The sequence below is a fragment of the Corynebacterium cystitidis genome, from assembly GCF_900187295.1.
GTDB lineage: Bacteria > Actinomycetota > Actinomycetes > Mycobacteriales > Mycobacteriaceae > Corynebacterium > Corynebacterium cystitidis.
Genome location: NZ_LT906473.1, coordinates 2,127,501 through 2,154,381 on the forward strand (window position 1 = coordinate 2,127,501; position 26,881 = coordinate 2,154,381).

Annotated in this window: 22 protein-coding genes, 4 tRNA genes and 2 pseudogenes; 16 read left to right on the forward strand and 12 right to left on the reverse strand. The window is 55.1% G+C overall.

Going from position 1 to position 26,881, the window contains the following annotated elements; genetic code table 11:
* Positions 1-136: 136 nt before the first annotated feature.
* A complete protein-coding gene (locus CKV99_RS10070; protein ID WP_092256561.1) occupies positions 137-1,135 on the forward strand; it encodes a hypothetical protein in 999 nt (332 codons plus the stop codon).
* Between the two features lie 99 nt (positions 1,136-1,234).
* On the opposite strand, the gene rplA is transcribed toward CKV99_RS10070, so the two are convergent.
* The 9 genes from rplA to CKV99_RS10115 form a co-directional block, all read right to left on the reverse strand.
* Positions 1,235-1,951, reverse strand: coding sequence for a 50S ribosomal protein L1 (rplA, locus tag CKV99_RS10075; protein WP_092256563.1), 717 nt, complete (start codon positions 1,949-1,951; stop codon positions 1,235-1,237).
* A 100-nt stretch (positions 1,952-2,051) separates the two neighbouring features.
* Positions 2,052-2,480 carry a 50S ribosomal protein L11 gene (gene rplK / locus CKV99_RS10080; protein ID WP_092256566.1) on the reverse strand — a complete coding sequence of 143 codons (429 nt, stop codon included), beginning with the start codon at positions 2,478-2,480 and terminating at the stop codon, positions 2,052-2,054.
* A 203-nt stretch (positions 2,481-2,683) separates the two neighbouring features.
* Positions 2,684-3,724 (reverse strand): transcription termination/antitermination protein NusG, encoded by a 1,041-nt coding sequence (nusG, locus tag CKV99_RS10085; protein WP_092256569.1) that lies wholly within the window; start codon positions 3,722-3,724, stop codon positions 2,684-2,686.
* Between the two features lie 200 nt (positions 3,725-3,924).
* Positions 3,925-4,251 carry a preprotein translocase subunit SecE gene (secE, locus tag CKV99_RS10090; protein WP_092256572.1) on the reverse strand — a complete coding sequence of 109 codons (327 nt, stop codon included), beginning with the start codon at positions 4,249-4,251 and terminating at the stop codon, positions 3,925-3,927.
* A 24-nt stretch (positions 4,252-4,275) separates the two neighbouring features.
* Positions 4,276-4,351 (reverse strand) — tRNA-Trp (locus tag CKV99_RS10095).
* Between the two features lie 70 nt (positions 4,352-4,421).
* Positions 4,422-4,495, reverse strand: a tRNA-Met gene (locus tag CKV99_RS10100).
* Positions 4,496-4,543: 48 nt separating this feature from the next.
* Positions 4,544-4,616: transfer RNA gene (locus tag CKV99_RS10105), tRNA-Thr, on the reverse strand.
* A gap of 235 nt (positions 4,617-4,851) precedes the next feature.
* Positions 4,852-4,937, reverse strand: a tRNA-Tyr gene (locus tag CKV99_RS10110).
* A 96-nt stretch (positions 4,938-5,033) separates the two neighbouring features.
* Positions 5,034-6,050, reverse strand: a complete 1,017-nt coding sequence (locus CKV99_RS10115; RefSeq protein WP_092256575.1) for a polyprenyl synthetase family protein — start codon at positions 6,048-6,050, stop codon at positions 5,034-5,036.
* A 117-nt stretch (positions 6,051-6,167) separates the two neighbouring features.
* Between CKV99_RS10115 and CKV99_RS10120 the strand changes: the two genes are divergently transcribed.
* The gene (locus CKV99_RS10120) at positions 6,168-7,397 is read left to right on the forward strand and encodes a geranylgeranyl reductase family protein (RefSeq protein WP_092256578.1); all 1,230 of its coding nucleotides are present in this window, start codon (positions 6,168-6,170) and stop codon (positions 7,395-7,397) included.
* Here CKV99_RS10120 and CKV99_RS10125 read toward each other — a convergent pair.
* A complete protein-coding gene (locus CKV99_RS10125; protein ID WP_092256581.1) occupies positions 7,394-8,434 on the reverse strand; it encodes a hypothetical protein in 1,041 nt (346 codons plus the stop codon). The two genes, CKV99_RS10120 and CKV99_RS10125, sit on opposite strands and share 4 nt — an antisense overlap.
* A gap of 152 nt (positions 8,435-8,586) precedes the next feature.
* Between CKV99_RS10125 and CKV99_RS10130 the strand changes: the two genes are divergently transcribed.
* The 9 genes and pseudogenes from CKV99_RS10130 to CKV99_RS10170 all read left to right on the forward strand — a co-directional run.
* Positions 8,587-9,381 (forward strand): energy-coupling factor transporter transmembrane component T, encoded by a 795-nt coding sequence (locus CKV99_RS10130; RefSeq protein WP_092256584.1) that lies wholly within the window; start codon positions 8,587-8,589, stop codon positions 9,379-9,381.
* A complete protein-coding gene (locus CKV99_RS10135) occupies positions 9,378-10,862 on the forward strand; it encodes an ABC transporter ATP-binding protein (protein WP_092256587.1) in 1,485 nt (494 codons plus the stop codon). The genes CKV99_RS10130 and CKV99_RS10135 overlap by 4 nt, the downstream gene beginning before the upstream one ends.
* Positions 10,855-11,496 carry an MptD family putative ECF transporter S component gene (locus CKV99_RS10140; protein WP_157728427.1) on the forward strand — a complete coding sequence of 214 codons (642 nt, stop codon included), beginning with the start codon at positions 10,855-10,857 and terminating at the stop codon, positions 11,494-11,496. Before CKV99_RS10135 ends, CKV99_RS10140 begins: the two co-directional genes overlap by 8 nt.
* The gene (locus CKV99_RS10145; RefSeq protein WP_092256591.1) at positions 11,496-13,286 is read left to right on the forward strand and encodes an ABC transporter ATP-binding protein; all 1,791 of its coding nucleotides are present in this window, start codon (positions 11,496-11,498) and stop codon (positions 13,284-13,286) included. The genes CKV99_RS10140 and CKV99_RS10145 overlap by 1 nt, the downstream gene beginning before the upstream one ends.
* Positions 13,283-15,019 carry an ABC transporter ATP-binding protein gene (locus tag CKV99_RS10150; RefSeq protein WP_092256594.1) on the forward strand — a complete coding sequence of 579 codons (1,737 nt, stop codon included), beginning with the start codon at positions 13,283-13,285 and terminating at the stop codon, positions 15,017-15,019. Before CKV99_RS10145 ends, CKV99_RS10150 begins: the two co-directional genes overlap by 4 nt.
* Entirely contained in the window at positions 15,007-16,074 is a 1,068-nt protein-coding gene (locus tag CKV99_RS10155) for an ABC transporter ATP-binding protein (protein ID WP_092256597.1), read from the forward strand. Before CKV99_RS10150 ends, CKV99_RS10155 begins: the two co-directional genes overlap by 13 nt.
* Entirely contained in the window at positions 16,071-16,865 is a 795-nt protein-coding gene (locus CKV99_RS10160; protein WP_092256600.1) for an ABC transporter permease, read from the forward strand. The genes CKV99_RS10155 and CKV99_RS10160 overlap by 4 nt, the downstream gene beginning before the upstream one ends.
* Positions 16,862-17,638 (forward strand): ABC transporter permease, encoded by a 777-nt coding sequence (locus CKV99_RS10165; protein ID WP_092256603.1) that lies wholly within the window; start codon positions 16,862-16,864, stop codon positions 17,636-17,638. Before CKV99_RS10160 ends, CKV99_RS10165 begins: the two co-directional genes overlap by 4 nt.
* A 379-nt stretch (positions 17,639-18,017) precedes the next feature.
* Positions 18,018-18,437 (forward strand): annotated as a pseudogene (locus CKV99_RS10170) (IS1634 family transposase); the annotation flags it as partial.
* Between the two features lie 915 nt (positions 18,438-19,352).
* On the opposite strand, the gene CKV99_RS14810 reads toward CKV99_RS10170, so the two are convergent.
* Positions 19,353-19,637 carry a hypothetical protein gene (locus CKV99_RS14810; protein WP_092256612.1) on the reverse strand — a complete coding sequence of 95 codons (285 nt, stop codon included), beginning with the start codon at positions 19,635-19,637 and terminating at the stop codon, positions 19,353-19,355.
* 609 nt (positions 19,638-20,246) lie between these two features.
* On the opposite strand from CKV99_RS14810, the gene CKV99_RS10190 reads away from it, so the two are divergent.
* The 5 genes and pseudogenes from CKV99_RS10190 (at position 20,247) to CKV99_RS14320 (ending at position 24,180) form a co-directional block, all read left to right on the forward strand.
* Positions 20,247-21,065 (forward strand): ATP-binding protein, encoded by an 819-nt coding sequence (locus CKV99_RS10190; protein ID WP_092256615.1) that lies wholly within the window; start codon positions 20,247-20,249, stop codon positions 21,063-21,065.
* A gap of 58 nt (positions 21,066-21,123) precedes the next feature.
* Positions 21,124-21,510, forward strand: coding sequence for a DUF4143 domain-containing protein (locus CKV99_RS10195; RefSeq protein ID WP_331712833.1), 387 nt, complete (start codon positions 21,124-21,126; stop codon positions 21,508-21,510).
* Positions 21,511-21,520: 10 nt separating this feature from the next.
* Positions 21,521-21,994: pseudogene (locus tag CKV99_RS10200) on the forward strand (IS1634 family transposase); the annotation flags it as partial.
* A 75-nt stretch (positions 21,995-22,069) separates the two neighbouring features.
* The gene (locus tag CKV99_RS10205) at positions 22,070-23,449 is read left to right on the forward strand and encodes a hypothetical protein (protein ID WP_092256621.1); all 1,380 of its coding nucleotides are present in this window, start codon (positions 22,070-22,072) and stop codon (positions 23,447-23,449) included.
* A 395-nt stretch (positions 23,450-23,844) separates the two neighbouring features.
* Complete coding sequence (locus CKV99_RS14320) at positions 23,845-24,180, forward strand: hypothetical protein (protein WP_143063402.1); 336 nt, start codon at positions 23,845-23,847, stop codon at positions 24,178-24,180.
* A 26-nt stretch (positions 24,181-24,206) separates the two neighbouring features.
* Here the strand turns inward: CKV99_RS14320 and CKV99_RS10215 are convergent, their stop codons facing one another.
* The gene (locus CKV99_RS10215; RefSeq protein WP_092256627.1) at positions 24,207-26,714 is read right to left on the reverse strand and encodes a hypothetical protein; all 2,508 of its coding nucleotides are present in this window, start codon (positions 26,712-26,714) and stop codon (positions 24,207-24,209) included.
* Positions 26,715-26,881: the final 167 nt, after the last annotated feature.

Below are 26,881 nucleotides of genomic sequence, written 5' to 3' on the forward strand. Positions count from 1 at the left end.
AATCCTCGGTACACAAGCGCGGGGATACAGAATTTGCCAGTTATCCAGGAGGCAAACTATGTTCCGGGCAACGCTAAGCTCCCAACCTCCGGTAAGTTCACATAACTTCGAAGAAAGAATACGAAGAAAGAATACAGTGAAGAATTTTAAGCTTTCCGCAAAGGGTTTGACCATAGCCCTTGCTACTACATTTCTGGTTACCCCAGTCGCAGCTGGTGAGCACGGGGAAGCACCACACTATCTCCACGAAGGCCGATTCAGCTCAACCTACAACCTGGATACCCTGGAATGGGCAGGCGAGAAATGGGCGGTACGAGGAACCGACGATACCTTCATCGAGGTAGATGGCCCGCAAGCCCCGCACCCACACACTGGCCGGGGCGAATGGGTTGACGGGACGCACATAAGCAAAAATGGTGACCTTGTGCTATCAAATCAGGGGATTGACGGTGGCGTGGAAATCATCAGCGAACAATCCATGGGGTACGGGACCTATACCTTCGAATACTCTGCTGACTTTGCCAACTACCACCCCAACACGGTATTGGGAATCTTTACGTACGACTGGGCGGATGCAGTTCTGCCTGGGCATGAAACAAAAGCCGGATTCACTGAAAACGACTTCATCGAAATTTCCCGCTGGGGAGAACCAACCGACACACCGGTGCGTGCCGGGGCGACTGTGTACTCCGATACCACCGGGACCCCGACACACCTCGAGCACTTCAACGTTCCTGAAGGCACCCAACGTTTAACAACAACAGCAATCTGGCAGCCCTCCTCGCTCCAGGTAATCACGCAGGACTCCACTGGAAAAGTAATGTCTAATGACATCACCACTAGGGGGCTTCCTAAATCAAGGACCGAACAGCTCCATATCAACCTGTGGACAAATTCAGCCCAAGGTGGTGCGGAAACCGCTACCGGAGATACGGTGACATTACACGACTTTTCCTTCACACCGCACTCGACCACAAGCTACGGGTACAAAATCTTCGCACAGATCAAGGACAGGATCATGGCGCTCTTGGACTTAAGGTTGGAGCCCAATCCGACCTCAGAGGGTTGGCTCTCCTCCGGACGGTGGCGCTCATCGGAAAGCTCCAGCTCTACCATCACGCTGAGTTCTAAATAAAACTAAGCATCTGACGGTGGCAGCACAACGCCCCGCTCTGCCCGTAGATTAACGGGCTGAGCGGGGCGAAAACTTTAAAGCGAACTTCCTGGCAGCTGATTAAGCTGGCTTCTCCGAGTAGTTCTTGGTCACGCGAGTATCCACAGGAACACCAGGACCAGTGGTCGCAGACACGACGATCTTCTTCAAGTAGACACCTTTTGCAGACGATGGCTTCAGGCGCAGCACCTCGTCGAGAAGTGCGCCGTAGTTCTCGGCCAACTGCTCTGGAGTAAACGATGCCTTACCAATCATGGCATGCAGGTTCGAAGCCTTGTCAACGCGGAAGGAAATCTTACCGCCCTTCACATCCTCGATAGCCTTAGCAACATCAGGGGTGACAGTGCCGGTCTTCGGGTTAGGCATCAGACCACGAGGGCCCAGCACACGTGCAACGCGGCCCACCTTCGCCATCTGGTCAGGGGTAGCGATAGCCACATCGAAATCAATGGTTCCAGCATTGATCTGCTCGATCAGCTCATCACTACCAACGATGTCTGCGCCAGCTTCCTGCGCCTTCGTTGCGTTCTCACCCTCTGCGAAGACCGCTACGCGCACAGTCTTACCGGTGCCATGTGGCAGGTTGACGGTGCCACGAACCAGCTGGTCAGCCTTACGTGGGTCGACGGACAGACGCATTGCCACATCGATGGATGCGTCATAGTTCTTCGAGGAGGTCTCCTTTGCCAGGGCGACTGCGTCCAGAGGGTGGTATTCCTTGGTGCGGTCGACAAGCTTGGCGGTCTCTTCGTAACGCTTAGACTTCTTACGTGCCATGTTTAATCCTTACGTGATGTACGTGTTCTAGGAGTGTGGTTCGGGCCAGGCCGGCCCTCCCACGCTGTTCAATTCTTACCAGCTTCGAGCTTGCGAGAAGCTACTTCTTGACGTCGATGCCCATCGAGCGAGCGGTACCAGCGATGATCGCAGCACCTGCCTCAATGTCACGAGCGTTCAAGTCATTCTTCTTCTTTTCTGCGATCTCCTTGCACTGATCCCAGGTCACAGAACCAACCTTGTCAGTGTGTGGGACGCCAGAGCCAGACTTAATGCCAGCAGCCTTAAGCAGCAGCTTTGCAGCTGGAGGAGACTTCAGGATGAAGTCAAAAGAACGGTCTTCGTAGACGGTGATCTCCACTGGAACCACATCGCCACGCATGGATTCGGTTGCAGCGTTGTACGCCTTGCAGAACTCCATGATGTTCACGCCGTGTGCACCCAGTGCAGGACCGACTGGAGGAGCCGGGTTTGCCTGGCCTGCTTCGATCTGAAGCTTGATCAGGCCAGATACCTTCTTCTTAGCCATCGAATTACCTCAATTCCGTGGTTCAGGGGTGACAGTCTCGATGAAAAACAGCCACCCTGCCGGATGCCGGCCTTGGTGCCAGCCACCGGGGAGATGATTATGGTTGACGTGCATCCAACAGGACGCACGAAGAAACAGTGTACGCAGGTGCTTCGTCGTAAAGCAAAACGCTTAACGACGCAGCGGGGCAAACCCCGCCACCACTAATTGATGCGCTCGACCTGATCAGCGGTGAGCTCCACTGGAGTCTCGCGGCCGAAGATGGACACGAGTGCCTGGATCTTGCCGGTCTCCTCGTCGATCGCGTTGATCGTCGCGGAAACGCTGGCCAAAGCACCAGACAAAATGGTAACAGCTTCGCCAACCTCAAAGTCGTGCGAGATCTTTGGTTTGAGCTCTTCCTCCGGCATCGCGATAACGGTCTCGCCCTCCGCATTAGCTGCAGACTTCGCAGCTGCCTCTTCACCCTCGACAGGAGCTGCCTTTGGCATGAGGAACTTCGCCACATCGCGGTGCTTCACCGGGGTCGCATTGCCCTCATTGCCCACAAACGACGTCACACCAGGGGTCTCGCGCACCACAGACCACGCGGCATCATTCATGTCCATACGCACCAACACGTAGCCTGGCAAAAGCTTGCGCTTAACCAGCTTACGCTTGCCATCCTTGAGCTCCACGGCCTGCTCGATCGGCACAACCACGTCATAGATGGAGTCTTCCACCTCAAGAGTCTGGGCACGCATGTCCAGGTTGGTCTTCACCTTGTTTTCATAGCCCGAGTAGGACTGAATGATGTACCACTGGCCCGGCAGCTTCTTCAGCTCGCGGGTGTACTCGCGCAGGCGCTTCTTGTATTCAGCTTCCTCATCGACAGCATTAACGGCGTCGGTGTCGCCCAACGCCGCAGCCGCAGCCTGTTCCGGAGTTTGCTCCGAGGCGGTATTGACCGCATCCTCGGCCTCGACTTCTGCCTGGGTCTCTTCGACAGCACGTTCGTGTGCTTCAACGATCGCGTCGTCTACAGGGCGAGTCTCTTCGTCGACACCCGTTTCACCAGCATCGCCTTCGGCTTCTTCAGCACGCTCATGCGCTGCCTGCATCCGTTCTGCGGTTTCGGCTACAGGCTCAGTTTCAGGCGAGACTGGTGCTCCTTCGTCGATCATTTCCTTTCCCTCGATAATGTCGACTTCTTCCTGGCTTAAGACAGTGTTGCCCGCGTTGATGTCTTCAGTGTTCTCACTCATGTGTTCTCCAGACTGGTGCTGCCAATAAATTATCCCGCCTACCCAGCGTTTAATACTGGGGTGACGGGATCAAGTCAATGATTCAATGTGGCCACTATAACCGAGAAAAGCACGTCTTTTCAACTTGCAAAAGCTAATAACACACGGAGAAAACAAAACCCGCTGCCTTATACAGGTCAGCGGGAGTTTAAAAAGTGCTGCTACGGCGATAGAACAGCTTCAACACCCATGGTTGTTAGCGTATCCACACCCCAGACCAGGGTGGTAAGGATGATCAGGAAAGCAAACACGATCAGCGTGTAGTTAAGCATCTGGCGGCTGGTAGGCCACACCACCTTGCGCACTTCCTGGACAACTTCGCCCGGAAAGGCTGCGAGGCCACCACCGGGCTTCTCGTCTTGCTCCGGGTCCTGGCGCGCAACCTTCTTCGCTTCATAAGAAGCGGAAGAAGTAGTGCTGGCGCCACTCAGCTGACGCTTGCCGGTTGGCGTTGCAGCACCGTCACGCTTTTGCTGGTCTTCGCTCACAGCACTCCTCATGGTTTAAAACTATGGCAGGGGCGACAGGACTCGAACCTGCAACCTACGGTTTTGGAGACCGTTGCTCTACCAATTGAACTACGCCCCTTGGGCACTACCTTTTAAGATAGTACGCCCACCCTACCACGGCGTGCAAGCACGCCGACTTCGGAGGGTTGTAGCGGTGGAGAGACTCGAACTCTCGACCTCGCGATTATGAGTCGCGCGCTCTCACCAGCTGAGCTACACCGCCGTGCAACCTGCAGATGCGCTGCGAAACAGCGCTCCATACAAGCAACAGAGCCCCCTAGCAGAATCGAACTGCTGACCTTTTCCTTACCATGGAAACGCTCTACCGACTGAGCTAAGGGGGCACAGCCTCTAAGTTGTGGACTCAGCAACCGCTTTCACTTTTGCGTCGCCCGCTCTGTTGAAGCCTTTGAAAGATTAACCCGATCATTACATAGAACACAAATCGCCAGCATATCCCGCACATTTATTAATTCCCCGCCTTGAGATGCGCCCGCGCTACAAAAAGCACACACAACTAACCAGCACACACAACGCAAAGTAAAGCACCCACCCCGATCAAATCGCGGTGGGTGCTAGTGGTGCCAGGTAGAAGATTCGAACTTCTGAAGGCGTAAGCCGGCGGATTTACAGTCCGCTTCCTTTGGCCGCTCGGACAACCTGGCAAGCGCTTTTATAAGTGCGTGAATTACCTTACAACACCGCCACCACATCTTGGCAAATCAGCAGGTTAATTGCTTCGTTCAGGCATGCGACGCAGCCTAGCCCACCCTGTCTACGGTGTAACGCGCCAACATTCGCAACGCCCCAGTTGCCGGAATATCGGGCAACCGTTGGATCTGTTCGTCGGCAAGCGCCAAATAATGCTTCACCGTGTCCAAGGAGCGCGCCCGTGCAGTGGATTGGCCCAGCAACTCAAGGGCGCGTTCGACATCAGCGTCGTCGTCAAGCGGGCCAGTAAGCAGGCCTCGCAGCTCCTCCCCAACCCCGGTATCCTCCCCCAAGGCATACAACACGGGTAGGGTGAACACGCCCTCGCGCAGGTCAGTGCCTGGGGTCTTACCAGACTGATTGGTGGCCGAGAAAATATCGATCATGTCATCCACAATCTGAAATACCATGCCAACTGCTGAACCAAGCTTGTACATGGCGTCCACGATTTCCTCCGACGCACCGGAGTGCTTCGCGCCGAGATACCCTGCAGACGCGATCAAAACACCCGTCTTCTCGTCGATCACCTTAAGGTAATGCTCGATCGGATCATCCTCTTCCGCACCGATTGTCTCGCGCATCTGGCCGGTCACCAACTTGCCAAATGTTTCGGAGAAATGATGCACGGTATCGGTATCCAACTCACTCATCAGCCGTGAAGTATGAGCTAGCAGAATGTCGCCGGCCAGAATCGCCACGGAATTATCCCAACGCGAATTCGCCGACTCCACGCCACGGCGCACGTCCGCCTCGTCCATCACATCGTCGTGATACAAGGTGGCCAAGTGCACCATTTCCACGATCGTGGCCGCCTTCACCACATTGCGTGAGCCCGTCTGCGGCCCATACTCACTAGCAATCAACGCCATCAGTGGGCGAAAACGCTTACCACCGGCCTGCGCTAAGTGCAGCACCTTCTCGTTGACGAAGTCGGGCCCGGTAGAGAGCTCGTCGACAAGCAAATTCTCAACCGCGCGCATCCCCTCGTCGATACGCGCAGTGAGTTCCTCATTACCCAAATCCACGCTGGAGACATGGCGGGGTGAGGCATTGGTGCCCAAAGTCATCGGTGCGGTCCTTGCAAACTCGAAAACGATCGTTTATCTTGCCCCTCAACCGTAGTCCAATATGCGCCAACGACACACCCTGGGGTGGGCATAAATGCGTCTGGCACAATGGGTTGAGTGACTGTGACAAAAGAATGTGTTGTTGTGGGGGCCGGACCTTCCGGGGCCGCAGCAGCGCTGGCCGCCGCACGTTCAGGCCTGGAAACGCTGCTTATCGACGCCCAAAGCTTCCCGCGCGACAAAACCTGCGGTGACGGCCTGACTCCGCGCGCCGTCCATGCCCTGGAGCAGCTTGGCGTTGAGCATGTGCTTCCTGCGTACCGGAACAAGGGCTTGAAGTTGGTCGGCTACGGAGGGAAGGTTACCGCGCCGTGGCCCGAAGGGCATTTTGGCCAGGAGGGTTCGGCTCGGCCGCGCACCGGTTTTGACGCAGCGCTTGTCGACGAAGCCCGTGCCGCTGGCGCCGAACTGTGGGAAGACTGCCCCGCCACCGATGTGGACATTAGGGGCGGAAAAATCAGCGTGATTCACACCCCGCGTGGTGAAGTTCGCCCCCGCTGGGTGATCGTGGCTGACGGTGTGCGCTCCCCCTTTGGCAAACTACTGGGGCGCGTATGGCACCGCGACGAGGTGTATGGGATTGCTGCGCGCTCCTACTGCGATTCGTCCTACTCCGACGAGCCGTGGATGCACTCACACGTGGAGCTACGCGACGGCGACGGTGCGATACAACCCGGATATGGCTGGATTTTCCCGCTGGGCGACGGCACCGTCAACCTCGGTTGCGGCGCACTGAGCACGTCCGCGCGGCCAGCCAAGCTGAATACGAAGAAGCTGCTGGGCGAGTACGCCGCGTTTGTCCGCGACGAGTGGGAGCTTGGCGACGAACACTGCGTCACCTCTGCCCTGCTACCCATGGGCGGGGCAGTATCTCATGTGGCTGGCGGCAACTGGATGCTCATCGGGGACGCGGCTGCGCTAGTAAACCCCCTCAATGGTGAAGGTATCGACTACGGGTTAGAATCCGCCGTGCTGGCCGTGGAGATGCTGGGCCAATCTGCTGATTTCACCCTGACCTGGCCTGCGCTCCTGCGTGAGGCCTATGGGGAGGCGTTCTTGCTGGCGCGCACCGCCGCACGCCTGCTCACTTACCCCCAGTTCTTGCCGGCAGTGGGACCTCTCGCACTGCGTGGGCCTGTGGGTGCTGTTCTCATGCCTGCTGCGGCCAGGTTGATGGGCAACTTGATTACTGATAGAGACCGCGACCTGATTGCTCGCGCTTGGCGGGCAGCAGGGTCTGTTGTCTCCCGTGCCCGTCAGGGCACCCCGCTATGGGATGTGGCCTAGACCCGCAAATGCTGCACATTGTGCCAGCCGGGGTCATATTCTGCGTTGATCAACACTTCCCCGTCACGCCACTGCTGCACCACTGCCCGTATCTGATACTCAAGGTCAGTAGTGGAGTCGACATAAAAGTGCATGGTGCGCAGGCGCTGGTCCAGCAGCACCTCAGAGGCCACCATCATGCCACTGTGAATCATGCCGCGTTGAGGCATTCCGTGGCCACTGAACATCGCTGTAATTTTGTCTTCGAGCTCGTAGACAGGGTGTGCATCTTGGAAGCCAACAGTTACTCCAACATAGTGGTCGAGGTGCGGGTTCACCGCCGAGTTCAACCGACCCAGCACGGAGACAACTACGGGACCTTGGGGAGTTTCTCCCTTCAAGTTGAGCCAGCTGATCCCTTCGTCGTTGCTGTTGCGCTTCCGAACTTCGGCAACTATGCCGGGAAGTTCACTCAAATCCACACTTTCTGCAGGGGGTGCGGGAAGAGCATCGATTCCATCAAGCCAGATTGACACAACTTCTTCACCCAAACAGTGATCAAGCGCGATGAAGGTAAGTTGGGTCCGTTCTGCTTCCGATAGCTGAGAAAACACCGGATGGTAAAGGCCTACGGATAGTCCGGTCGTGGTGGGTTCGGTTGCTACCTGGATGTCACGGAGTGAGATAGTGTGCCCGAAAATATGAAGCTTAGAAATGACGGCAGCTGCTTGCCGCATATCGAAGAAGCTCCATGTTGTATCGGCTGCGGGTGCTTGGTTGAGCCAACGACGAGCAGCCGACCGGGCGCTGGGATCTCCTTCTGCGGTGACGGTGAGCTGGTGTTGGCTTTCAACTCCCGGTCCGAATTCGAAGGCTAACCGAGGGTCAATCGCCTGTACCCGGCCGGTCAAGGGCTCGACGTAATCGTTGAGTGTTCCTTTTTCTATGGCGTCTGTGATGCTGTGTTGGTTGCGTTCCCACCATTGCCAGAATTCTTCGATCGGATCTGGTTTCGCCTGCCCAGATGGCTTCTTTGGCTTTCGGTTGAACATTCCCATGGCATCTCTTTCACGTACGCGTCGCTTAGTTTTTCGGTCGCTGGCTATCTAACACGACAATCGTACTGTCAGGGATATACTCGTGCGCGGGATATGTGACTTTCGTCAGCACCACCACCATTGAACCTCTATTTTGGTTAGGCTAACCTCATATGGTGGGTTTTTTAGCGAGGGTCTCCGCCGGTACTGATACCGCAAGCGCTGTGGCGACAGGCTCCGACGGGAATCCGAATGTACTGGCCGGAAGTGCCATCCGCGTGGTCCCTGATTTCCGGGTCGGACTACTACTGATCCTGATTTTTGCTGCTGCAACGTCGTTGCTGAAAGAAGAACTCGCGTTAGCTGGTCTAGTCACCTACGTGCTTGTCTTGCTCGCTCTTTTTCATTCCATTAAAAGCAGCCTGATCGCCCTGGTGTGGTACTTGCTTTGCCTCGGTATCCGCTGGCTCTGCGTCTTGGCGGTGGGTTGGCCTCTTCTGCCCTGGTTGGGGATTCTCCTGACGCTGATTATTCATGCTTATCCCGCCTACTTGATGGTCTTTTTGATCTTTTCGATCACTCCGATGACACAGATGATGGCCTCCTTGTCCAAGGCGAGGGTTCCGGGAACCTTCATTGTTGTTGCGATGGTGGTTTACCGTTACGCGCCCACGTTGTTGGCGGAGACCCGAACGATAGTGCAGTCGTCGTCGCTGCGCCATACTGTCCCGGCGTGGAGGCGTTGGCTGAGCCACCCGGTGCGTGAGTTGGAGTATGTGATTGTGCCGGTGTTGATGCGTTCCTCGCGGATTGCTGATGAGCTTTCCGCAGTTGCTATGTGTAAAGGCCTTGATCCTGCAGCTCAGCGCACCGCATTTGTTGAGCCGAAGATTGGCTGGCAGGATTTGCTTTTCTTGGTGGTCTCTATCGGGGTTATTGCCGCTTTGAAGATCGGGGGCGGCTCATGATTTCCATTAAGAATCTGTCTGTCCACTATGTTAGTGGCGATGAGCGGCTGCCTCCGGCACTGGAGGGGGTCACCTTAGACGTCGCCAAAGGCGAGGTTGTGTTGTTGACGGGTGCTTCGGGGTGCGGAAAATCCACCATGTTGCGTTGTATTAATGGGTTGATCCCCCATTTTCATGAGGTGGCGATTGCTGGGCGGGTCAGCGTCAACGGGATTGATGTTGCCGGTAGCAGCATTTCAGAGTTGGCACGCCATGTGGGGATGGTGTTCCAGGATCCGCGTTCGGAATTTTTCACTCTAGATGTTGTAAGTGAGCTGGCGTTTTGTTGTGAAAATTTCCAGATCCCCGCAGAGGAAATCTCGCAACGCATCTCCGAGGTCAGCCACGCGGTGGGTATTGAGGATTTGGCTGGGCGCAATATTATGCGGCTGTCAAGCGGGGAGAAACAGAAAGTTGCCCTCGCAGCCGCGATGACCACCCGCCCTGCAATTTTGCTTTTCGACGAGCCCTCCGCCAACCTCGACTCTGACAGTTTAGTGATGCTCAGCGCGGTGATCTCTCGACTGAAGGATAGTGGAGTGACCGTCATTATTGCTGATCACCGCATTTCTTACCTGACAGAACTACTTGATCGCTGCATCATTATGGAGGCTGGCCGGATTGTCGCTGATCTGGACCGGGGCCAGTTGTTGGGTAATCCGGCGGAGTGGTTCAGTGCCAAAGGTTTGCGCCAACCGCATGAACCCGAACTTCATTTCCGGGAGGCAACAGGTATCGACGATGCTTTTGTACGCATTGACAACGCTGCCTTCTCCTACTCCGGTGGTGAGCTGTTGTGGCGGATCGATTCTCTTGCTCTACCAAAATCAGGAATTGTTGGGGTGACCGGGCCTAATGGTAGTGGTAAGAGCACGTTGATCAAATATCTGTTGGGCTTGTTGCGTTGCCGGGGAAGCACGATATCTCTGGCTGGCCAGAAACTGTCCGCCCGTGCCAGGCGCCGTCGCTTCGCCTACGTTGCCCAAGATGTTGATTATCAATTGATGGGTGAATCGGTGGCAGCTGAGATGCTTATTGGCCAGCCTATAACCGAGGTTAACCGGCAACGCGCTGAAGAACTATTGGACATGGTGGGCCTGGAAAAGTTCAGTGACCGGCATCCGCTGACGTTGTCCGGCGGGCAAAAGCAACGGTTGAGCATTGCCATGGCCTGCATGAAGTCCGCCGAGGTGATCTGCCTGGATGAGCCCACCAGTGGTTTAGATGCCCGAAGCATGAGCACGGTTTCGGCTTTATTAGGAAACCTTAGCGCCGCTGACACCCTAATTTTTGTTATTACGCACGACAAGGAGTTCGCGGCGCAAACTTTCGACTACAGCCTCGACATTGCTGACCGGAAAATTCAGCTGCGCTCAGCGATTACTCAATCTACTGGGGTGGGAGAATCCCACCCACCACGCAAAGGAGATGTCAATGTCTAACACAGCTGCCACAGCGGGCAGAACACAAGAAGAACCCAGGGTGATAACCCGCAAGGACACCACAGTCCGTGATCTGGTGACGATGGGAATTTTCATCGCTCTTTTCCTGGCGCTGATGGTTACTTTCGGTATGCTCATGGCCTTCCTGCCCATCATTATGATCCTGCTGCCTTTATTGATGGGCATCCTGGGTGGTGTTATTTTCAGCATCCTGCTTGCTAAGGTGCAGCGCCCCGGTTCGTTCCTGATCTCCTCGGTCATTCTGGGTCTTTTTCTGATCACGATGGCCCCTGGTGCGATCATGTGCTACATGACGATCATCGGCGGGGTGCTCGCGGAGATCATTTACTGGAAGTTTGGCAGGACATCCTTCAACGCAATGTGGATTTCCTACGCCGTATACATGGTTTTCTTTGGTCTTGGGGTCTACGTTCCTTTCATTTGGATGAAGCAGGCCTACCTGGATCTTTATGCCGATAGCGAAGCTCTAGAGGTCGCTCGCCTTGGTACTGAAGTGATACACCCTGTGTTGATGATCGTGCTGCTTATCGGCACCATCTTCTGTTGCTGGCTTGGATTCCGTTGGGGTAAATCGCTGACTAAGAAGCAATTTGCAAAGGCTGGGATTGTGTAATGACAACGCACGACACTGCTGCTGACACGCAGGCGCCCAAGAATCTTAAGGAGCTCACCAAAAGCGCGCACCGCGCGATGAATACTGCTGCGGTGGTGACATTCTTTGCTTCAGCGCTGAAAGTGTTGCCCTACATCAGCTTGGTTGAGATTAGCCGGATCCTGCTTAGCCCCGAGCCCGCTGAGCCCAGTGGCCCGACCAATAGTGTGTGGACGTGGGTGATCGTCGCGATTGTGGCGATGGTTATCCATGCCTTTACCTACACGTTTGCACTGGGTGCAACACATGTGGCCGAGGCGAACCTGCGTAGCGAGTTGCGCCACAAACTTGTTAACAAGCTCGGCCGGGTGCCGCTCGGCTGGCATTCGAAGAGCTCCTCCGGAAAGATTTGGCAAGCGGTTGTGCCGGATACCACCCAGATCCACTCCCTGGTGGCGCACTCTGCTGGCGATAGCGCCAACACTTTGGGTGCCCTAGTAGCGGGCCTGGTCTATCTCTTCTGGCTGAACGCCGGGTTAGCGGCCACGCTGTTGGGGATCTTCCTGGCCGTTGTCATCGTCACTATGACGTTTGCGATGCGTGGCGGCGAAGAATTAACCGAACGCTACCTGGATTCGGCGGCCGACCTGGCGTCGTCGACAGCTGAGATGGTGGACGGGATCAAAGAGGTCAAGAATTTCGGTATCACCGAGTCGGTCTTCTCGCGTTTCGACGAGGCCCAAAAGAAGAACGTGGATGCTTCGCTGGCATGGATGAAAAAATCCGGGGTGGGCGTGGCTATTTTGATGGCCTTGATGCAGCCCGGCGCGATGCTGGCGCTTACGCTTGGTGTTGGGTTTGTGTTCACCCAGCAGGGCTGGATCACACCCATTGATGTGGTGGCTTTTGCGCTGGTGTGGGTGGGAATCCCTGAGGGCGCGATGTCTTTGGTGCAGATGTTCCAGCTGCTGCAATCCGGCGAGAAAGCGGCAGAAAACACCATCGAGATTTTGAACACCCCTGAACTTCAAGCTCCTGATTCGCCCGCAACATTGACGAAGGATCCCGCGCTCGTGGAGGGCAACTCTGTTGATTTCAGCTACGACGGTCAAACCTTGGCCATCAATGATGTCAGTTTTACCTGCCCGCCCGGCAGTGTGACGGCGCTGGTGGGCCCCTCCGGTAGTGGCAAGACGACACTAGCCCGGTTGATTGCCCGCTTCTGGGATGTGGATCAGGGCGCCATCGAGATTGGCGGCGTCGATGTGCGCCAACACAGCAATAGCCAGTTGTTGGGTTCGATGGCCCTGGTTTTCCAGGAGGTGATGACGGCTAACGTCTCGGTGGCCGACAATATTGCGCTGGGTAAAGAGTCGGCCACCCATGAGGAGATCGTTGAGGCTGCTAAGGCAGCCCAAATCCATGATCGGATCATGGCGCTGCCAAAGGGGTATGACACGGTGCTTGGTTCCAACGAGGGTTTCTTATCCGGTGGCGAACAGCAGCGCTTAACTATTGCTCGGGCGTTTTTGGCTGCCCCGAAGATTCTGATTTTAGATGAGGCCACCTCACAGTCTGATGCGCATTCTGAGTTGGCTATCCAACGCGCGATCAGTGCACTCGCTGAGGGAAGGACAGTGTTGATGATCGCCCATCGCTTATCGACGATCCAATCCGCCGACCAGATTCTTGTAATGGAGGATGGTCATGTGAGCGAGTCTGGCACCCATTCTGAGCTGCTTGCCGCGCAGGGCACCTACGCCCGCATGTGGGCGGCACAAGAAGACACCATGAAAGGGGAAGAAAAGTGATTCGCAGCTTTGTGCAGTTTCTTGACCGGCCCGGCTCCATCTATGCGCTTATCACCGGATATGTGCTCTCGGCTGTCCTCCAGGGTTTGGCTTTTGTACAACTCATCTGGTTCCTACGTGATTTTCTTGGCACAGATCCAGCCACCAGCCAAACGAGTCTCCTTATTTTGCTGGGGCTGGGAATAGCAGCGTTTATTGTGCACGCAATTACTGCTACGGCCGCGAACAAAATAAGTGCAACAGAAGTTGTTGGCAATACGATTTCCCGGATTGGTAGTCGAGTATCCCAACTGCCACTGGGCTGGTTTAATGCCGAGACCGCCGGAAAAATTTCCTCTGCGGTATCGAATCAAACCAGTACGCTTTCTCACGTGGCATCTATTCTTTTGCCCCACCTGATCAGCACAACTGTGGCACCGGCGACGATGATTATTGTCCTGTGGTTTGTGGAGTTCCGGCTGGCACTCGTTCTGACCATTGTGGTGGTTGTGGTTGCTTTCTTGGGCAGATGGGCAAACAGCCTCCTGCTGAAGGAACAGAAGGTTGCGCCAGCCGTGAATGCGAAGACCGCTGGACGCATTTTGGAACAGGCAAAGTTGCAGCCAGTATTGCGCGCTCGCGGTCTTGTTGGAACCCAGTGGCAGCCGGTGGACGATGCCCTGGACGAAGAGCAAAAGACTTTGGGCAATATTATGCGAGCCCAGGCGCGCCCAACGTTGTCCTTTATTGTGGTAGCCCAAGTGATGTTCGCGGTTGTTTTAGCCTATGGGCTTTCCCTGGTGCTAGACGGGCAGCTGGATGTTGCGGCTTATATTGGTATCGCCGTCATGGCGGCACGGTTTACCGGCCCTATCTCTCAGCTGTCCAACTACGCTACTGACTTCCAAAATGCGAATGTCGCGCTGGAGTCCATCAATGAGATCCTGATCGCACCGACCTTGCCGGAACCTACGCAGCCTCGCATGCCCACCAGCACCGATATTCAGCTCAACAGCATCCGGTTTGGTTACACCGAGTCCACACCGCTTTTTAAGGATTTCTCTCTGACAGCTAATGCCGGCGAGATTACTGCTGTGGTAGGGCCGTCTGGTTGTGGCAAGACGACGATCACAAAACTGGTGGCCAGGTTCTGGGACGTTGCTGAAGGCTCAATCACCATCGGTGGTGTTGATGTTTGCGACATATCCACTGATCAGCTCATGGACATGACCGCGATCGTTTTCCAAGACGTGTACCTGTTTGACACCACGATCAAAGAAAATGTGCGTATCTCTCGGCCCGATGCCACTGATGAAGAGGTTGCCGAGGCGATGCGTCGCGCAGGACTCGACCACGTCTTGGAATATTTACCCGATGGTGCCGATACCCAGGTTGGGGAAGGCGGCAAGAGCCTGTCTGGGGGTGAGCGCCAGCGGGTATCCATTGCTCGAGCTTTCTTGAAGGATGCGCCGATCTTGCTGCTCGACGAGGTCACGTCTGCCCTAGATACCGAAAACGAAGCATCCATCACCGCCTCCCTGTTGGATTTGGCGCAGGGACGCACGGTCATCATTATCGCCCATCGCCTGTCTACCGTGATGAACGCTGACCAGGTGTATGTGCTTTCGGGCAGGGACTCTGGTGAGCCCACCCACGTAGTGGAATCGGGAAAACCAACCGAACTGGCCAAGCAGGATGGCCCCTTTGCTGCCATGCTCGCAGACTTTAAGGAGGTTTCCCGATGGCAGATTTAGCCAACCAAGAATACAGAAACACGGAGCCGGATGATCGACCGCAAAGATCGGTCGTCCTGGACATCCAGGATCTCCATAAGTCCTTCGGCAGTGGCGCGAATCGCAAGGACGTTCTCAAGGGTTTAAGCTTGCGGGTCCACCAAGGTGAGACGGTCGCGCTGCTCGGTGCAAACGGTGCCGGCAAGACCACAGCCGTCAACATCGCATCCACGCTGCTGCTGCCCACCTCGGGCACTGTCAAGGTCTGCGGATACGATGTGGTGACCGAAGACCGCCAGGTCCGCCAACACATCTCGCTGACCGGGCAGTTCGCGGCCGTCGACGGCGAACTCACCGGCAAAGAAAACCTTGTCTTCTTCGCCCGCCTCAACGGCTTCAACCGCAAGCAAGCAGCCACACGCGCCGATGAACTCCTAGCAAGCTTCCGGCTCACCGATGCCGCAAACCAGCGCGCCTCCACCTATTCGGGCGGAATGCGTAGGCGGCTGGACATCGCCGCGTCGCTCATCGTGGACCCAAGCCTGCTCTTCCTCGACGAACCAACCACAGGCCTGGATCCCCTGTCTCGTCGTGAACTGTGGGAGATGGTGGATGATCTGCGTAACCGCGGGGTCGCCATCCTGCTGACCACGCAGTATCTGGAAGAGGCCGAGCGACTGGCCGATAATATTGTGCTTCTTCGCGACGGCATAGCCGTTACCGAGGGCACCGCCAGCCAGCTCCGCAGCCAATTTGGTGGACTGCGCTGCACAGTCAGTTTCGATGATGTGGCCACCGCCCGTGAGGCTGCCCAAGAAATCCTGCCGCGTGCACTTAAGCGTGACATCGAAGATTTCCAGGTAGAGGCCTTGGAGGTCTCCTTCAGCGCACCACACGGAATGGATGATCTTCTGGCGGCAACCCAAGCGCTTGACGCTGCTGGCACACAACCAACCTCGGCGGGTATCGCTCCACCGTCACTCGATGATGTGTTTGTGGGCACGGCGTTTTCTGACGGCGCTGTGTTTTCTGACGGTGCTGGCCAGGCCGCGACGAATAACGAGGCTCAGCCATGACCGCAACGACCACAACCACACCACCCTCAACAAATAATCGCACCGCCGACGCGCTCGCCGGAGCAGTAATCCGCAACAATCTGCGGCTATCCCGCAACAGCGCCTCGCTGGTCTCGGCGTTAGTGATCCCGGCGATGATGATGTTTACCTTCTGGTTGGTCTTCGGTAACGCCGCTAACCAGATTGGTTTTGATTACGCTCTCTTCCTCATGGCGGGCACCATGTTCCAGGGCGTGATGTTCGCCGCCGCAGCCTCTGCCATGGCCTTGGCGGTAGACATGGAAAGTGGCCTGATCAACCGGATGCGTGCGATGCCTATCCCGGCGATGGTCGCGGTCGGCGGGCGCATGATCACCGATGCTCTTCGCTCGGCCGTCTCCATCATCGCGGTCGTGATCGTAGCCCTGCTCTGCGGCGCCCAACCAGCAAGCATCACAGGCCTCACCATCGCCTGCCTCATCGCCTTACTCATGGGCCAGGTCCTGGTCCTGCTTTTCGGTGGCATTACGTTGCGTTCGCGTCGGCAGCCAATCCAAAGCGCGGGCCTGATCCAAGGTATCGAAATGCCGGTGCTCATGTTCTCCAGCGCTTTCATCCCACTGCCACTACTTCCGGACTGGCTGGAACCCATCATCACGCACATGCCGTTTACGGTGATGATCGAAACGATGCGCGCTTTCCTGAACGGAACCACACCCGGCGCGGCAGGCTGGGAGGCACTGGCCTGGCTCGTCGCAGGCTTCATCCTCGGCGCGTGGTGGATGTCGAGTGCTTTTAGGAGGCAGTCATGACAACGCAACTGAAGGTTAACGCGGCCGCTGCGATCACAGTTCATGCTGGCCGTCACCTGAAGCGGTGGTGGCGTACGCCGTCGGCAGTGTTTATGGGGATTGGTATGCCACTAATGATGATTCTCGTCATACAGATCATGTTTTCCGGCATGATTGAAACTTTCGCTGGCCAGCCGATGAACATGGCGGCGATGTCGGTGCTGGTGGCGGTGTCGCAGGCGTTTACGGTGGCGCTGGTGCGCGCAGGTGGGATTGTGCAGGAGAGACATGCCGGGCTTCCGGCTCGCTTTTCCACGCTCCCCTCTCCCCCTTTCACCGGGATCCTGGGCATGATTGTGGCCGCCACGGTGATTTCTTTCATTGCGATGCTGGTTGCTGTGGGTTCGGGCCTGGTGTTGGGCGCGGACTTCGGCAGCCTTAGTGGTCTACTAGGTTGCCTGCTGGTCCTGGTGTTGACCGCGATTTCTGCTGGGTGCGTGGGCGTAATGCTCGGCTACCTTGTGGACACTCCGCAGGGGGCGATGAGTTTTGTGCCGCTGGTGATGCTGCCGATGTTCTTCAACACGGCCATGATGCCGCGCGAGATGTACCTGGCTGCGATCCGCCCGCTGGTCGATATTTCCCCGGTGACCGTCACGGTGGAGTTGGTGCGCGCCGTGGTGGCGGGCGAGGTGACGGCAGGTTTAGTCTGGCCGTGGGCTGCGTGGTTTGGAGGTTTGGCGCTGGTCAGCCTGCTCGTCTTGGTGCGGAAAACCAGTGCGCGTAGTAGCTAATAGGCGGGCACACCGGTCGGTGTCATGGTGAAGCCTGCTGCATTAGCTTCCTGCTGGACTGTGCTTTTCGACGAATGGTAGTAGATATGCTCCACACGTCAGACATCATCCATATCAATGTGACGCAACGGGACGTTGTGCTCACCCTTGATTTCACGATTAAAGGGGCTCTTCCGGTTTGGGTGTGCATGAGTAGTTTTCTTGATGTATGGCTTAAGGGACATAATGTGTGCTAAATCGTATGGGTTTATGTGCTCTGGCCTGGGGTGATGATGGTGTATTGAATTCCTTGGGGTTCAATCCGGCCGAACACCCTTCCTTAACTGATGAGCCGATGATGTTGTGGTAGGGGGTGGTTGGTCTACTCGTTAAGGTGAAGAAACGTAAAACAGCCATCGTTACTGCAGGACTTGACTACATTTTATCGACAAAAGTCCCCACAATCCCCGATGTGATTACCGAGTGGAAAAAGGAGCATCCTAACACTGAATACACTAACGGGCAGATCTCGTCACAGCATTCATATACTGACCGGCGCAAAGCCAAGTCAGGTCAACCAGACTCGATAACTCATTTTCATTACTCCCACGACAAGGCAAGGCGGACTCGACGCGGGATTGACCAGCAGCTAGAAAAAGCAGTTCGTGCTGTCGAAGGCGCAACAACAATCAAGCGTAACCGTTATATCAACCTGAAAGCCCCAAACAAAAAGGTCAACTACGCCCTAGCTGAAAAACATAAAGCACTCGCAGGGATAAAAGAATACGAAACAACGCTGACATCCCTGTCGGCACCGGAGACCTGACCCCTTGTTGTTGGACATGGGGTCAGGTCCAATCGCCTCAATCGAGGAAACGGCATGGGATTGCCCCCGGCCTACCGGAGAATTTAACAGGACAGTTACCCGCGCGCCGGAACTCAACGAATCATCGGACGGATCCATACACGGAACACCCGCGTCGCAAAATAAAGCCTCAATGCTCTAGCGTCGTGGCGTATGTCTCGCACGCGATCAAGGCATACGCCCTCCGATCATCGAGCCTACGCGCAGTGGTACTCTCCGCGCCCATCTGGACGGATCGGCGCCGACTAATTCACGAACAGTCCGAAAATAAGCGGCACCCAGGCGCGCATCGGCAGAACCGCAAGGTACCCAAAAATGAAGACCTCTCGCGTGGAGTGAGTATTTCCTTAAGATATCCACTCCATGCGAGAGGTCTTCGTAATGTCACCGATTTCCAAAAATGAGGAACTGCGCCACTTCAACTCGGTAGAACGAAAATGACAGGGCAAACAACGAAATATGTTTGCGCTCAATGCAATGGTCAGCATTCATTACGTCAGCCGTGATAGATATGCAACTAGTTGATCATAACGTAAATCACTACCACGTAAATTACCGCAGCAAAGAAAGCGAAGAGTAAATAGGGCCAGTTCACTCGCCTTTTGGTTGCGCGTTTGCTTAACGGGAAAATGATCAAAAACAGTACGACAAATTTTATGGCATACGCCCAGTACGGGACATGCTCTTCCTGAAAAAGCGCAACATCAACACTTAACAAAAGGGCTAGAAAAAGGGAAAATAAGAGCTCCCTCCAATTTCCCCTTTTCCCCAAGTGCTCTTTTTCTGTCATACCTAATCCTGTCATACCTAATCCTTAGCAGCTAGCCATCGTAACTAGGCCACTGCCAGCCGCATGACACACTGCGACACCTACTGCACCTCCGCCCCCAACGTTACAGGAACACATACGAGGATGTCCCAGCCACTCTGTATTCCCCATTTAACCCACTTGTTGTCGGTGCATGACTGGAGGGTCGCTCCATCCTCTACGACAAAAACATCCTGGTTTTCTTCATCGAGCACCAGGTGAGAGCCTTCCTGAAGCTCCGGCGTTAGCGCAATTAAAAGCTTTCCGCTTTCATCTAGGACCTCAACTTGCGCGCCGTTTAGTTGCAATTTGTCAGTGGGTTGCAGGTTGAACGAAAGACCGTTCACAGATGGGATGGCCTCAATCGACCGAGTTGCCTCTCCAGGGCGAGTGAAGGTCGCCTTATCTGCTGGTTTCGCAGAGTTTTGGGTTAGGGCTGTTGAACTCAGTCCTAGATTAAAACTAGGCGAGGAAGATGAAGCGTGTGCAGCGACGGGAGAAAGCGAGAATATAGCCAAAGACGAGGCAGCCGCTAGCCAAACTTTTGGTCGGATCATAAATTTACGCCCTTTGAAAGATATAGTAGAGTTTCGGCGGGCAAAATTAGAGTATCATTAGAGCTGTATCAATTCTTGAACTGCGACCGGTGTTCCCGCGACCAAGCCGACAGCCGCCGTTACCGCGACCACACCTCCGCTCAGAAGCGCGGAGATAAAGTGGCGCGGTGTTGCTTTGCTTTCCATAGGTGAAGCCTACCGAAACTAGTGTGCTACTACCACACTCCTACCACACAATCAGCGGGCTTAGCGCGGGCTTAGCGCAGGTTAGCGCAGGTTGGCTCCGCAGCCACGGTTTTCCTCATTCAAGGCATACATTTTTCGTAGTTCGCCGCATACATTTTGCCTAAAACATGCTTTATAGTGGAGTTTTTTGCCTCACTTTTTATACTCAAGGCAATGAATAATTCGTATGTACCCAGAGTGATCGATGAGCTTTTGGACGAGTACTCGCTGTACTTCCCGACAATTGCTCTCGAGGGCCCCAAGGGAGTTGGGAAGACGGAGACCGCCAGGCAGCGCGCTACCTCCGAGTTGCAGCTTGATATGCCAGCCACGGTCGAGATGCTCACCGCGTCCCCAGAATTGATTCTGGAGGCGGAGCCGGTGTTGCTTATTGATGAGTGGCAGCGTTATTTGCCGTCGTGGGATTTGGTGCGCCGCGCCGTCGATAATGGCGCAGCGCCCGGCACTTTTTTGCTGACCGGCAGCGCTTTCCCACCCCAAGGGGCAGCTATTCATTCGGGGGCGGGGCGGATCGACACTATCCGGATGCGCCCGTTTGGCGCCCAGGAACGCGGACTTGCTCCCTCAACCGTGACCTTGTCTGAGCTTTTCGACGAAACCCAGCCACCCGTGTCCGCCACCGAAGTGGCAGTATCCGTGCAGGATTATGCGGCGGAGATTTGTCGGTCTGGGTTGCCCGGGATACGTAATCTTCCTGAGCGGGCTCGACGGGTCCGTTTAGACACGTATCTGGAACGGTTGGCCACGCATGAGTTCCCAGAAAATGGTTTGAATGTGCGCAATCCGGGGTCGGTGTTGAGGTGGCTAACAGCTTATGCTCGTGCCACTGCCCAGACAACGAGCTATACGGAAATCCTTGACCTGGCAACACCCGGCGAAGCAGACAAACCCTCTCGCTCAACTGCAGACAAATACCGGACACTGCTTGAACAGTTAATGATCCTCGAGCCTTTGCCCCGCGTGGATTCCTGATTCGAGTGGTTTTCCTGCGGTAAACAAATCCCCCAAGCACCACCTGTGCGATCCCGCTTTGGCTGCTCGGTTAATCGGCGCTTATCCACGGGCACTCGCAAGTGGGGATCCGCAGCAAGCACAACTGTTTGCGCAGCTTTTTGAATCTTTTGTTGTCCTGACTGCCCGGGTGGCGGCGGAGGCTTTCGGTGGCAAAGCATTCCATCTACGCACCCGTCAGGGCAACCATGAAGTGGATCTATTGATTGAAGACACCAATAAACACATCGTCGGCATCGAAGTGAAAGTCTCTCCCGCAGTCAAAGACGACGATGTCCGCCACCTCGTATGGCTGCGCGATCAACTAGGTTCTCGCTGGTCTGGCGGAGTGGTTGTCCATGCTGGCGCTCACCTTTATCAGCGCAGCGACGGGATCTGGGTTGTCCCCCTTGCCACCTTCGGATGATGAGGCGCTTAAGCGTGCTGTTGCTGGTGATATCCCAGTCAAACGCATCCGGTATGTTGACCTGAAAGCACCGAACAAGAAAGTCAACTACGCCCTAGCAGAAAAACACACGGCGATGGCCGGTATCAAAGGCTATGAAACCTCACGTACCGACCTGACTGCTGAGCAGGTTATTGGGGCCTACCGGCAGTTATTCAAAATCGAGAAATCCTTCCAGATGGCGAAACCCGACCTGAAAGCACGCCCCATCTACGCCAGGCTCGAAGACTCCATCCAAGCACACCTAACCATCGTGATGTGCGCAATGGCCGTCGGACACGTTCTTGAACAGACTTCAGGGCTATCACTAAAACGATTAGTGCGGACCTTAAAGAAGTACCGCAGCTTCACCATCAACGTTGCCGGCCAAACCATCCACGCTCGAACCCCAATCCCCACCGAAATCAAACACATCATCGACAAACTCCCAAAAATGTCGTACTAAAATGAGCCAAGTCAGGTGACAAATTTCTTCGCCTGCGCTACCCTGCAAGGACACTAAACTTTTCGGGGGGTTCTTGTGTTTAATGTCGAGACCATCAACAGCGTTCCACGCATAGATCGAGGTTTATTTAGCCCAGGCGGTAATCCACCTACTGTTTTTCATGAGCTTAGTCGCAAACGTGATTCGGCTGACATACTGTTTAACGCAGATGATGATTTACGCTCGGTAGAACTTGGAACATTCGACGGTGAAATGGGCAGGCTCTACCGTACCTTCGCCTGTCAGTACTATCCGCAGCTCTTAACACGCGCACGAGAAGTGTTGGAACAGGCAGTTGGAGCTGTGGGCACCTACGCCTGTAAATCCGAAAGCATCGTCGCTGACCTAGATCGTCTCCGTGATGACGAAGCTAATATCCGCGAGCGGTTAAAAACCGACGCTGCTGCTAATGATCAAGCTGCACGAGAAGTCTTGAATGCCTCTACTGCTTCTGCCCAGTCAGCTGCATTCGACACCTATACAACAGCCAACGCGACTTATCATGCCACACTGCGTGAATGGAACGGCTGTGTACAATCTGCTCAGGATCTATTGGATGATCTTGATGATGCTGCCAAGTCAGCCAAAGATGAGATTGCCGCGTTAGAAGAACCGGACTTTAATGTCTACAGTGGCCATGCTGGTCAACCACAAGCCGATGACGACGATAGTCATGCGGTACTATACGTCAATACTGATGACCTGGATGCTGCTGGGGCAACGATTAGTACTATTGCTGACTCAATAAATGATGGGATTGCAGGGTTTAATGGGATCGTCGGGTGCGATAGAAGAGCAGGCTTCGATCTAGAGACAAAGTTTAATGTTTTAGAGGGTTTGTGGTCTACAGCACTGAAAGCCCTATTTAGGAAAATAAAGAAACTTGGCCAGTCTGGGTGCCATATCGCCACCGAGATTGAGCAGGCTGAGAAAGGCAATGCCGACCGTTTTATCGCACCAGAAAACGATATACCTAATGGGATCTGGGCTGGTTTCTCTCGAGCGACTGAAGATTATTTTCGTTCACTAGCCGCATCGCCCGACGAATTTATTGCAGAATCCGGCCGGTTGGCATCACGCGTTTTTTCTCCTATTGGGCCGACGTTAGACGTTGCCTCGACATTCAAGGATATCCGCGACGGTGAAGATGTTGATATTGCGATCATTTCCTCGGCAGCAGGTTCTTCAGCTCCGGCTCTCGTGGCAGGCGTAGGCGCGATCGCTGGGGCTCGCTTCGGGTTAGTGGGAGGTCCAGGAGGTACGGCCATGGGTGCTACGGCAGGAGGAGTGGTCGGGGCAGCAGGCGGTGGCGCCTTCTCTGGCGCTGTCAACGAATCAGTCGAGTACTTACTAGAACGCAACCGCTACGGCCAATGGGATGACCTGCACCACAAGAACTACGTCAAGGAACAATAGCGATGCAATACTGGGACTATTCGCGAGTGCGTAGACGCGCAATCGTTTTATGGTGGTTCTCAACACCTATAACGATGATCATGTTCCCGGCTGCCGGATGGTTAGGGTGGTACATCGAACCGTCGCCTAGCCGACTCGTCGCTTTAATCCTTTTACCAGTGAGTTTAGCGGTGGCATCCTTACCCTCCAGTCTTCACCTGTTTATTAACCGGCCTGTTCCGCGCCTCGGTTTTCTTTTTCCCACTGCACGCTGGGAAGGCGACGTTTTAACATGGGAAGAGCGCCCTTCCTTGATTTTTATTTCCAAAATATCAGGATTTATTACTGTCGCCTCCCTGCTATATCTCATTTCAGTGTTTCCTCGCTACACTGTCTTTAGCATAGTTACGACAATAGTGATTGGGGTTCTCCTACTTTTTTGGTCGCACGCCCCGAAGCGTGTTATTGCTACACCCGGCTATGTCCGGCACACTCATGTGTGGCGGGGACGCACCGACATTCACGCCTCGGGGCCTAACGGGATCCGCTGGATCTACTCCCACGAAGCATCCTTACCTGCCATTGGCGGGCCGATGCTCGTACCTTATGGCGACCTTCAACGAACCATTAACAATGAACCCGCACCTCTGCGCCCCTTCGGAATCAACATTTTCCCATTCACCAACGCAGACCGCACTGAGGTCATCGCTTGGTTACGTGGTGAAACAACCACCGCACCGACCCTGCGCTAGACCATAAACTGAAGATTTTTCTCTACTCACCCCGCCGTAATCTCCTCCCACACCTCCAGGTAAGCAGGGTCTTTATAGTGGTGGACATAATCTTCAAGCTGTTCGAGTGCGTATCGAGCAGAAAGCGTGTCTCCGGCTGCTTGGGTGCGTTGCAGGAGAGATTCCAGGATCAAGGAGGCTTCCCGGTGCATCCCTGACTGGGCGAAAGCAGACGCCTGGCTGCACATCACTACACGCACATAAAAAGTGTCACGTGCCCCTTGCGTAAACTTTGCTGACCACGACGTGAATTCTCGCACTAACGTCCACGCCCCGCGTTCCTCTAATTTAGGCGCAACATCCAGTACCAGTCTCGCCATGAGAGTATGGAATTCCTCATCGCCTGTCGCCGACCACTCTTCAGCACTTTCTTGTAACTGTTTAAACTTTTCGGGCCACTGTTCGTCGAAAAGCTCGTCGATTAAGGCTGAAGCCATCCGTACCCCCGCTGCCCGTCCCATAAAAATACTGCGCAAGCTAAGACCGGGAGTGTCCAGGTTGATCGAATCGTTATAACGAGCAGCCAGGTTATACTCTTCGGCATCGCAATAGGCCTCAACAATCAAACCCAACAAAAAAGTTTCGGTGTCATAGTCACCGAGGCCATAGGCAAGGTAAGCGGCCTCGTGTAGTCTGTCAGCTGCTTCTCGGTAGTTATACATTTGGATCAGCGCGCTATGGCTTTGTCGGAAAAGCCGGATGCGGGCCCTATCAGGATCCTTCGCCACACTCGGATCCGCAGCCACAGAACGAATTGTGTGATCGTTTGCCACTTTGGCGTCCAAGAAACGGCGACTGTTAAAGGCAGCCTCAAAAAGACCGTCGCTCATCCTGTAGTTGCCGAAACCACTTCCCATCAGCCCCATCGCATAGGAAAGGCAAGCATGGGTCAAGCCACTGTCTTTTTCGCCGCGAAACTGTAGTCCCTCCGCAAGATTGATCGACAACCCAACAGCAGCGTCGGGGGAAACCCCCGCCAGCACAGGTAGGGCGCGCACCGCTGTGGCATGGACAGGGCGATTGTAGCGAGTGGCACCGTTGAGCAGCTCCAATTCTATAAAGGTGCGAACCTGCTTATCGGTAGCCGGATCATTGGCAATCTGCTCCAACTTCACAGCAGCTTCTTCACCACGGAATTGCTCCTCGCTGTGCATGTCACTCAACAGACTGGGTAAATCCTCCGACTCAGCAATATAGGAAGGCAGCTGCGCAGTCTCGTCGCTAAGCTCAAACAGGTAGTTGATCACCGACAATAGCTCAGGATCAACCTCAAAACCAAGGTCCGGGTAAGCAGGAAGGTTAACCACCCCGGTCAGTGAATCGACAACAGTGCCCCGAAAATACCATGACTCCAGTTCAGGTACCTCGTAATCGGACTCCAGCTCACTCATCCGGTGGTTGGTGCCATTGCGCCGATCAAATTTTTCGGCTTCCTGCCGCGCCGGAACCATAAATTTTTCATACAGGGCACTACAGGTCACCTGCTGCGGGTCAACTCGCAGTTCGCGCTGCCACCGGGGCGAGCCGAAACGCCCGAGTTCACGCTGGCCAAACCCGTGCCGGGTGGCTGCCCGGCAAAACAGGGCGAGTTCGCGAACATGGGAGGTGGGGTCCTCGATAATGCCTTCCGTTTGTTCCACTAAGGCCAACGCTTGCTCCCCTAATCCCCCATTCATCAGGAACCGCGCTACCTGAAGGATCGGGCCTAAGTGCAGACCGTCCCGCCCAACAGACACCTGCAGAACATGCCGAGCCCGACTGACCAACGCGTTCAGATCACTGAACTGCGACATGTAGGCCAACGACTGTGCGTACACCACCGAAGGCAAATAGCCGATACCCGCCCCGACCTGAGTTAATTTATCCAGTAAGGCCTCTGCCCGCGCTAAATCACCTGTTTCCATGTAGGCCATAATCGCCGAATCATGGCGGTGCAACCAGGTATGAAGATCATCTTCCGGGGCATTAGTGAGGAACTGATCTAGTTTGTCCAACACCTTTTCAGGTGCATCCATGGACTGATGGCAAGAAATGAGCATATGGAGCTTCTCATCCTCATCAGCCGCATAGCGCTGCGCTAATTCCAGGCCTTCGAACACAGTTTTACGGGAAATATCGGCATTATACGGCAGGTTGGTCAGGAACCTAACCTGCTCTAACAACACATTGTGCAACTGTCTACCCTGCGCGTCCACCAACTCAACTGATCCCGGTGCAGCCTGCGGATGAGCCGGGAAACGTGCCGGGTCTGACTCATGCAACGCAAGTAAATCCTTCACTTCAGCAAAATGCCCCGCCTGATCCGTGAGATTGCGCGCCGGCAGAATACCCAAGCGGACCCGATACGCCATCACATCAGCATCGGGACTATTTAAGGCAGTGAGCTTTTCGACGAGCCCCTCGCCGCCCTGGATTAAAGCAGCATCAGTCAGCTCCCTACGGGACCACGCATCCATCATCTCCGTGAAAGCAAATTCCAGTTCATGCAACTCCATGGAAGCCAGACTAATACGACTAGGAGCTAATAGTGCGCTCCGGTTTCCACGAGCAGCACCCCGGCCATCACCAACACCACACCAAAGCCCATCACCCAGGTAAAACGCTCCCCAAAAACGATCCGCCCAATCACTGCTGTCAGAGCAACGCCCGCGTGGACGCATCC